Genomic DNA, 8,955 nt, shown 5'->3' on the forward strand with positions numbered 1-8,955 from the left:
GAGGGGGAAAATATTCAAGATGACGGAGAGCCCACTGACTTGGAAAGTGCTGAGTTGTTATACGGCTACCTGATGTCTCCGTTTTGGTCGTTTCAGGCCGGTGTCGGTACGCGAGGCTCCTTATCGTCCGATGCCTCTATGGAAAATTATGCCGTTGTTAGCTTCATGGGGCTGGCTCCGTATTGGTTTGAAATGGACAACTCGGTGATGGTGAACGAAGAAGGTGATGTCCAGTTTGTCAGCGAAACTGAATATGAGTGGCAGTTAACGCAAACATCGTACTTGCAGCCTCGTATTGAGTTAACAGCTAACCTAACAGATTCAGACAAATATGAGCGGGAGAGCGGGTTGAGTAATTTGCGCGTGGGTTTGCGTTATCGACACGAGGTGAGTCGTGAATTTGCTCCTTATATCGGTATTTACTGGAACGGTGCGTTAGGAAACACGGCGGACCAGCTGAAACGTATGGGTGAAGATACGACTGAAACAGGCGTGGTCTTAGGGGCCAGAGTTTGGTTTTAATGGATGATAAAACAAAGAGGAAACAACATGAGAAACTTATTTAAATTAGCATTCGCCACCGCTTTATTTTTTAGTGCATGGGCCAACGCCCATGTCGGCATGACATCCAGTAGCCCGGAAGACGGTGCGACTTTGTCGGAGTCACCGGCGGAAATTACGATGAATTTTTCCGGTGATGTTCGCCTGGCTAAAATTATGCTGCACTCAGACGACGGTAAGATGCACCCGTTGGACTTTTCTATGAGTATGACACCTAAAGCAGCGTACGAAATTACTGTTAAAAACAACCTGCCGTCAGGTGGTTACACGGTTTACTGGACAGCTATGGGTGGGGACAGTCATAAAATCTCGGGTGATTTTAGCTTTGAGGTGAAATGATGACCTTTTGGAGTGTGGCCAGTGTTTTAACGCTGGCCTTCATATTCTGGCTCAATGCGGTGATGACGGCCTCGCCTTATATCGTTTATTTGTCCGGTTTAAAAAAGCAGTCTGAACGAAAGAATAGCGTTGCTGCGTTGCTTTTATTGCTAGCAAGCCTTCTGTATTTTTTTCTAAAAGTTGGTAGTTTTGCTGCAGAAGGGCTTGCTGGAATGGCCGACTCGACATATATGCAATTTATATGGGCTGGTCCTGTTGGGTTGTTCATGCAACTTCAGATAGCGGTTGCTATTGCTTGGATTGTTTACTCCGTTGTTAAGCTAAAACGTATAAAGTGGGTGCTATATGTTGTCGCCATTGGACTCATGGGATGGAGCTTTTTAAGTATTGGTCACGGCAGTGACGCCGTCTGGTGGGGAAAGCTAGCGCTTTTAACACACTTGTTAGTCGCTTGGGTTTGGTTCGGCAGTCTTAACTCATTGCGAAAGCTGGCAACGTCGGTACCGCTTGCTAAAGCGAAAGCCATTATGGAGCGTTTTGGTGTGCATATGTCTGCAGCGGTTCCAATACTCCTTATTGCGGGCTTGGTTATGTATCGTAGTGCAACAGGGCGATGGATGCCAGAGCTGCCGCTTACGTCGTATGACACGGTACTACTAGCGAAACTTGTGTTTGTGGCGCTGATTCTCCTTGTTGCCGCATTGCATAAATTAAAGTTCGTACCGCAATTAAATGATAACGCGGCCGCCAAGCGACTCAAAAACTCCATAACGGCGGAAATGGTATTGGCTGTCACTATTTTTACCCTGGCCTCTGCGCTAAGCAGCGCGTTTTCCCCTAGTTAATGTAAGGAATAATAAGAATGAAATTATTCATGAGTGTTTTTATGGTTTCGGTGCTGTTTATTTCAGCGCCTAGTAGTGCCGAGGAAGTATCTGAACCGACAGTTGTGCTTGATAGGTTTCGAACGGCTTTGACTGAAGGTGACACGGAAGTCGTTAAAGATGTGCTTTCCAATGATGTGTTTATCTTTGAAGGTGGTGGTGTTGAACGATCCTTGGCCGAGTACAGTGCTCATCACCTTAAGTCAGATATTAAGTTTAGCCAGGCGGTTCCTTCACAGTTGCTTGAAAGGACAGTACAAGAAGCCGATGGCCTTGCTGTGATCACTTCTCGGTATAGCGTTTCCGGGGAGTATAACGGGCGTGAGGTTGATTTAACGATGAATGAAACCGTAACCGTATCAAATACGACTGAGTCTGGCTGGAAAATTATCCGGATCCATTGGTCCAACTGAGTTCAATCACAGGAGCTGATTATGGCAGAACACGATCATGAACACGGACATCAGGATTATCAGAAAAGCAGCCTGAGTCTTTGGGGGGCGGTGTCGCTGGGGACTGGTGTGATGATTGGCGCTGGTATTTTTGCACTGACCGGACAAGTTGCTCAGCTGGCAAGAGAGTGGTTTGTCCTGGCGTTTGTGTGCGGCGGTATCATTGCCGGCTTTAGCGCTTACTCTTACGTTAAGTTGGCGAAAGCCTATCCGTCAGCGGGCGGTATTGCGATGTTCCTCAGTAAAGCTTATGGAAAAGGAAGTGTGACGGCGATATTCGCACTCTTGATGTACTTTTCTATGGTCATTAATGAAAGTCTAGTCGCTCGCACATTTGCGTCCTATACAAGCCAGTTAATTTCTTTTGAAGCGCAGTGGCTTATTCCGTTGTTGGCGGTTGGGTTGCTGCTCTTCGCATTTTTTATCAATATTTTGAGTAATCAGTTTATTCAAACGTTCTCGTTCTTTATGGCCTTTGTGAAGGCTTTAGGATTGGTGATTTTAGCCGCTGGTGGTTTGTGGGCTTCAGGCATTCAGTTTGAATCGATATCTGCTATTCCAGAAGAAGCTTCGGGTGGCGGTATTTTAGCGGGTATTGCTTTAAGCATACTTGCATACAAAGGGTTTACAACAATAACGAATAGTGGCGGTGAAATTGTTGAGCCTAAGAAGAACGTCGGGCGTGCCATTATTATTTCGCTGGTTATCTGCGCGCTAATATATGTGCTAGTCACCCTGGCCGTTGGTTCGAGCTTGTCGATTGATGAGATTGTGACAGCGAAAGACTATGCGCTTGCTGAAGCAGCCAGACCCGTCTACGGTGAAACTGGACTCTGGGTGACGGTTGCGTTTGCAATTGTAGCAACGGTATCAGGAGTGATTGCCAGCGCGTTTGCCGTTTCAAGAATGTTAGCCATGTTGACCAATATGAAGCTTGTTCCACACAGTCATTTTGGCATGCCAGGTTCCATTCAGAAGCATACGCTGGTTTACACCATTGTTATGGCTATGATCTTAGCGGCATTCTTCGATTTGAGTCGAATTGCGTCACTGGGCGCTATTTTTTATATCGTGATGGACATTGCGATCCACTGGGGCGTATTACGGCATCTAAGGCAAAAGGTGAATGCCAATATTTACATACTTGTCAGCGCAATCACGCTAGACGTCATCGTTTTAGTCGCTTTTATATGGGTGAAATGGACGAGCGATCCGCTGGTGATTTGGGCGTCTCTTATCGGTATGGCATTGATTGCCGCTGGTGAGATTTTGTTTTTACGTAAAAAGCGTTAAGAAAAAGAGCGCATAGCGCTCTTTTTCTAGTTCATTGTAAAAAACATCCAGACAGCCATAGCGACCATCATGAGGTTTTCAGTGAGCGAAATGAAGCCTAACGGCACATTACTGGAGCCACCGACACAGGCACATTTTAGCTCGCGTTTGTCGACATAAACGGCTTTAAACACCGATATAGAGCCTACGATGCCGATGAATAATGCGACGGGTATGGATATGACATGGGCGAATTCGGCTGCCATTAACAGACCCGCCAAGCCTTCGGCATAGGGATAAATACGGCCATAAGGCACCCATTTTTTGGCGAGAAGATCGTAATTGAGAAACATGGTAGAGAACTTCTCTACGTCCTGGAGTTTGAGCAAGGCCAGAACCACCATAGAGAAACTGATGAACCACTCGATGGTTTGTACGGTAAATACGCGACCAAAAGACAACCACGACGTGGCTACAGAGAGGAGTGCCGTCATAGTAAATAATGCAATAACGGGTCGGTAACTGGTTGCGTCAGGGTCAGGAAGAGGCTTTCCAAGAAAGGCTCGAACCTCCTCGTACCCACCGATACGTTTATCACCAATAAACACTTGTGGAGTGGTATCGACGTCGTGCTTTTCCTTGAATTTGTCGGTTTTTTGACGACTCTCTAACAGATTGTCGTCTACTTCGAAGCCATTGGCTTTAAGTAAGTGCCGGGTTTTTAGCCCAAAAGGGCACTGGTGATCAGGCGTTGACATTCTGTAAAGCGTAGCTTTTTGAGTTGACTGACTCATAGCCAAGTTCCTTACGTAAAAGTTATGTATTCATGTACGCATTATAGTCGGCAAAAGATTAAAAGCATCAATAATCAGAAGAGGGTAAAAATTCATTAAAAATGAAAAATTATTTTTATTTTGAAAAAAGTGGACAACTTTTTTTATTGCTTTTCTAGCTATCTTGAAGAGCTTATTTTAAAAGATTATTGATACATGAGGATAACTTAAAGTTGAATATACAACCTCTATAAGCTTTGCTATTAAAGGGGTTTTTATACAACTTTAATCGTTTTTAGCTTGACTAAAATCCTAAGGTTTCTATTCTGAAGGTTGTATAAACAACTTAGATGGCAGTACGAAGTCTAATCGGAAAGTAAAATAATTATAATTTAATCGAGGTGACAAAATGCAAAAGTTACTTAAGTCTGCTGTCGCTATAGGCGTATCTGCGGCACTCTTTAATACAACAACCGTTTGGGCTCAGTCAGGGCCTGGTGATACTGAAGCCGAAAACGTTGAGAAAATCACGGTGACCGGTTCGCGAATTCAGCGAATCGAAGCCGAAAGTGCTGCTCCTGTTCAGGTTTTTACGGCGGAAGATATTGAAGTATCGGGAATGACCTCGGTAGAAATGATTTTACAGAGAATGTCAGCCTCCGCTGGTTTTGCTGGCAGTCAGAGCAATGCTTATTGGACAGGTAATGGCTATGGTACCGCTCAAGTTAATTTGCGTGGACTGGGCATTAACCGAACACTTGTGCTTCTGAATGGCCGCCGTGTTGTAAATGGTGGGACCGGTGCTAATAGTTCAGTCGACTTAAATATGATACCTGTCGAAATGATCCAACGTATCGAAGTACTGAAAGACGGCGCTTCAGCGATATACGGTGCGGATGCTGTAGCAGGTGTGGTCAACATCATCACTCGTAAAAGTTATGACGGCTTTACTATAGAAGGGCGCTTGGGCTCGACAGATGACGGTGAGGGCCAAGACCGTAAAGTTAACATGATCTTTGGCGCCAGCAGCGACAAAGGTCGCATAATGGCGACTCTAGGCTACCGTTCTTCCGATGAGGTCAATATGGCTGATCAAGCCGGCTGTGCTTTGGGTGAATTAACACCAGGCCAACTGGATTGCTTCGGGAGTTCAAGTACCATTGGGGGTAGAGCAACCATATTGACGGGGCCAAATGCTGGCGAACGGATTAATTTCAGTCAAGATGCGGACGGTAACGGGGACTTTTATGAACCCTACAGCTCTGAAAAACACAACTTTGCATTTTTTCCTTACCTAAATTCGGTTAACCCAATTACAAACTGGAATTTCTCCGCTTTCGGGGATTATCAACTGTCGCCAGATACGACGGTATTTACTGAAGTTTTATACAACAATCGAACATCCGATCAATTAGCGACACCCGGAACATTAAGAGGTATTGAATTTGATGCCAGCCACCCAACAAACCCAACGGGTGAAACAATTCGACTTGAAGGTCGTCGCTTATTAGAAGGTGGACCAAGAACGTTCTTTCAAGATGTTAATACGTTCAGAACGGTCGTCGGCATGAATGGTGTTATTGGCTCAGGTTGGAACTGGGAAGTTGCTTATAACTATGGCCGTAATACAGCCATTGACGGCATGACCAATATAGTCAACATGCAGCGTCTATCTGCGGGTTTAGATCCGAATACTTGTGGCTCCAACGGCATTCCTTGTATTGACTTGCTGGGGTACGGTGACCTGTCTCAAGAAGCTTTGGACTACATTATGTTTCGGACGACTGACAACGGTGGTAATGAGCAGCGTTCATTGACAGCAAATATTTCCGGAGACTTATTCGAAATGCCTTCTGGATGGGTTCCTGTCGCTTTTGGTGTTGAACACCGTAAAGAGAAAGGTTGGCGAAACCCGGACTCATCAATTGTCGCTGGTATTATGAATACTAACCAAGCAGATCCTATTGAGGGAAGCTATACGGTCGATGAGGTGTATGGTGAAACTTCGTTACCTTTATTAGCTGACTTACCGTTGGTTCAATCTTTAAACTTAGATTTAGCATACCGTTATAGTGACTATGACACCTTTGGTAGTGATGGGAACTACAAAGCGAGTGTTCACTGGCGTGTATCTGATGCTTTGAAAGTGCGTGCGACTCAGTCAACTGCTTTTCGGATCCCGAACATACCTGAACTCTTTGGTGGTGTTGCTGAAGGAAACCTGACAACAACGGATCCGTGTGACGGATGGGATCAAGCCGGTGCTAATCCAACTGTGGCGGCAAATTGCCAAGCAGATGGTGTCCCTGCAGGGTATGAACAATTTGGTGCAACCGTGCTTACCACTGTTGGCGGGAACCCTGATTTAAAACCGGAAGACGCAGATACTTTTACTGCTGGTTTTGTATGGGATATTGGTTCGGCGGACAATTTACAATTGACGGTTGATTACTACGATATTGATATTGAGAATGCTATCCAAAGGATTCCCGGTTCAACGAAGCTGTCTGTCTGCTATAACTCAGAAAATTTATCGCACCCATTTTGCAGTCCAGAGCACTTTACGAGAGACTCTTTAACTGGCGATATTGACTTTTTGTCTGCTCAACCCACCAATGCCGCAACTGAAAATGTATCGGGTATCGATACCGCTTTATTTTATAACACCGAGCTACTGGGTTGGAAAAGTGACTTCAGTTGGAATGTCAGTTACTTAAATGAGTATACATTTGCGCCTTTTGTTGGTGCGGATGAAATTGAGTATGCCGGGTTCATCACCGGAGGCAGAGGAAGTTATACGCATTGGCGTTCAAATGCTTCGGGAACCTTTATGAAGCAGGATTGGCGCATACATTATTCAGTGCAATATATAGGGGCTGCTGACGACATTAATGCCGCTCCAGAAGATATTGGAGCCCGCGCACCGAGCGTCTTTTACCATAATGTTCAAGGCACTTATTTCATAAATTCCGATTTGAGTGTGACGGGTGGCGTTAATAATCTTTTCGACAAAGAGCCGCCTTATATTCAAAGCTGGACGGACGCAAATACTGACACTATGACTTACGACTTATTAGGTCGTCAGTTGTACTTGAAGGTACGTTACAGCTTTTGATTAGTGAACTGGCTGTCGCTTTTCCCTGGGAGTGGCAGCCTTTTTATATGAAATTTGAGGTAGGACGACATGTCGGAAAAAAAACGTTCGAGTCAATGGAGAGTCTGGCACCGCTGGTTATCTTTGGTTTTTGGCTTGCAAATGGTCATTTGGACAATAAGTGGTGCTTACATGGTGTTCTTCGACTTGGATTATATTCACGGAGATCACTTAGTTCAGGATGTTAGTCAGCCTTTACCTGAAGGTACTGAGGTATCAGATTTAGATAAGTTATTAACGCGTTATCCTGAAACTGAAAAAGCCTCACTAGAGGCTCGCGGACTAGATGGTAAGCTACAGCCAGTATACAAGTTAAAAAGTGATAAAGGTGAGTTTTTGGTTAATGCAAAATCGTTAGAGCGCATTGAAATAACTCAGCATCATATTGAAGACTTGGCCAACCGATACTACGCACAAGAGAGTGCAGACATTGAATCCGTTGTTTATATGACGGATAACCCACCAACTGAAATTAGTGAAACTTTGTTGCCAGTATGGCAAGTGAACTACGATGACTTTGGTAATACCAGCCTTTACTTGTCTGAAACAACGGGTGATTTGCTCGTAAAACGACACACTTTCTGGCGTGGTTTCGACATTGTCTGGATGCTACACATAATGGACTACGATGAACGTGTGGATATAGAAACGTGGTGGTTAAAAGCCTTTATTATCGGTACATTTATTTTAATGATAACGGGCATTGTTTTGCTCCTTTATACCATAACGTTTAAAAGAAGACCGATCGGAGGTGCCCAATGATAAGGTTTATACAATGGCTTCATCGTTGGGTAAGTTTAATTTTAGTTATTCAGGTCGCTTTGTGGCTAGTGAGTGGTTTCTTTTTCAGTATAACTGGCCATCATGGAATGTCGGGTCATCAATACATGGTCTCCGAAAACTCTAAGCCGCCGCTTAAAAAATTAGCAACTCAGGTCGACTTTACTGAAATGTACCAAAGGTTTCCATCAGCACATTTAATTGAACTGGTAAGTGTTGCTGGGGTTGGTCAGTATCAAGTGACATTGGCAGATGGAAATGTCCTGTATTTCAACGCTAACACAAACGAAAACTGGTCTACCGGTGAGGCTTTGGCAACCCAATTAGCGCTCAGTAGCTATAATGGTCCGGGTCACGTCGAAGCGGTTGAAAGAGTCATGGGAAGCGATGAAGTGAATGGCTGGGAAGCTTCGGGGTTTCGCATTGATATTAAAGATGATCTTAATACTCGGATATACATCGATGAAGCCTCATCTCAGGTAGTGGAGCATCGCAATACACCATGGACAATAGCTGACTGGGCATTTCGTCTGCATTTTATGGATTACACTGGTGGCCGAAGCTTTAATCATTTATTGATTTGGAGTGCCGGGTTATTCGCTCTTTGGTTTTCGTTATCCGGGCTAATTCTTTTAGGCCGAAATATTACTAACGGTGACTTTAATCCAAATCGGAAAAAAACATGGCTAGAATACTTTCAACAGAAAGGGAAACCAATTGCCAGCAGCTGTGGTGGAGGC

Annotated in this window: 9 protein-coding genes; 8 read left to right on the top strand and 1 reads right to left on the bottom strand. The window is 44.6% G+C overall.

All coding sequences use genetic code 11. The features are described from left to right. The 5 genes from B3180_RS01505 to B3180_RS01525 form a co-directional block, all read left to right on the top strand. Window positions 1-522 (top strand): copper resistance protein B (locus B3180_RS01505; RefSeq protein ID WP_286842539.1); only part of this gene is annotated, 522 nt, incomplete at its 5' end. Window positions 523-549: 27 nt separating this feature from the next. Further along, window positions 550-900 carry a copper resistance CopC family protein gene (locus B3180_RS01510; RefSeq protein ID WP_126785262.1) on the top strand — a complete coding sequence of 117 codons (351 nt, stop codon included), beginning with the start codon at window positions 550-552 and terminating at the stop codon, window positions 898-900. Beyond that, window positions 897-1,745: a copper resistance D family protein gene (locus tag B3180_RS01515; RefSeq protein WP_241970420.1), complete on the top strand. Its 849-nt coding sequence runs from the start codon at window positions 897-899 to the stop codon at window positions 1,743-1,745. The genes B3180_RS01510 and B3180_RS01515 overlap by 4 nt, the downstream gene beginning before the upstream one ends. 17 nt (window positions 1,746-1,762) lie before the next feature. Then, window positions 1,763-2,197 (top strand): YybH family protein, encoded by a 435-nt coding sequence (locus B3180_RS01520; RefSeq protein WP_006956244.1) that lies wholly within the window; start codon window positions 1,763-1,765, stop codon window positions 2,195-2,197. A gap of 21 nt (window positions 2,198-2,218) precedes the next feature. Further along, on the top strand, window positions 2,219-3,529 hold the full coding sequence (locus tag B3180_RS01525) for an APC family permease (RefSeq protein WP_071464068.1): 1,311 nt from the start codon (window positions 2,219-2,221) through the stop codon (window positions 3,527-3,529). Window positions 3,530-3,555: 26 nt separating this feature from the next. Here B3180_RS01525 and B3180_RS01530 read toward each other — a convergent pair whose 3' ends face one another. Continuing rightward, complete coding sequence (locus tag B3180_RS01530; protein ID WP_126785264.1) at window positions 3,556-4,302, bottom strand: MauE/DoxX family redox-associated membrane protein; 747 nt, start codon at window positions 4,300-4,302, stop codon at window positions 3,556-3,558. Window positions 4,303-4,690: 388 nt separating this feature from the next. On the opposite strand from B3180_RS01530, the gene B3180_RS01535 reads away from it, so the two are divergent. From B3180_RS01535 to B3180_RS01545, 3 genes are all read left to right on the top strand, one after another. Further along, a complete protein-coding gene (locus tag B3180_RS01535; RefSeq protein ID WP_271331974.1) occupies window positions 4,691-7,396 on the top strand; it encodes a TonB-dependent receptor in 2,706 nt (901 codons plus the stop codon). 69 nt (window positions 7,397-7,465) lie between these two features. Then, window positions 7,466-8,197 carry a PepSY domain-containing protein gene (locus tag B3180_RS01540; protein ID WP_271331975.1) on the top strand — a complete coding sequence of 244 codons (732 nt, stop codon included), beginning with the start codon at window positions 7,466-7,468 and terminating at the stop codon, window positions 8,195-8,197. Then, window positions 8,194-8,955: PepSY domain-containing protein (locus B3180_RS01545; RefSeq protein WP_286842547.1), on the top strand; the 762-nt coding region annotated here is incomplete at its 3' end. The genes B3180_RS01540 and B3180_RS01545, both read left to right, overlap by 4 nt.

The organism is Idiomarina sp. UBA4206, from assembly GCF_002383015.1.
In the GTDB taxonomy this organism is placed as follows: Bacteria; Pseudomonadota; Gammaproteobacteria; order Enterobacterales; family Alteromonadaceae; genus Idiomarina; species Idiomarina abyssalis.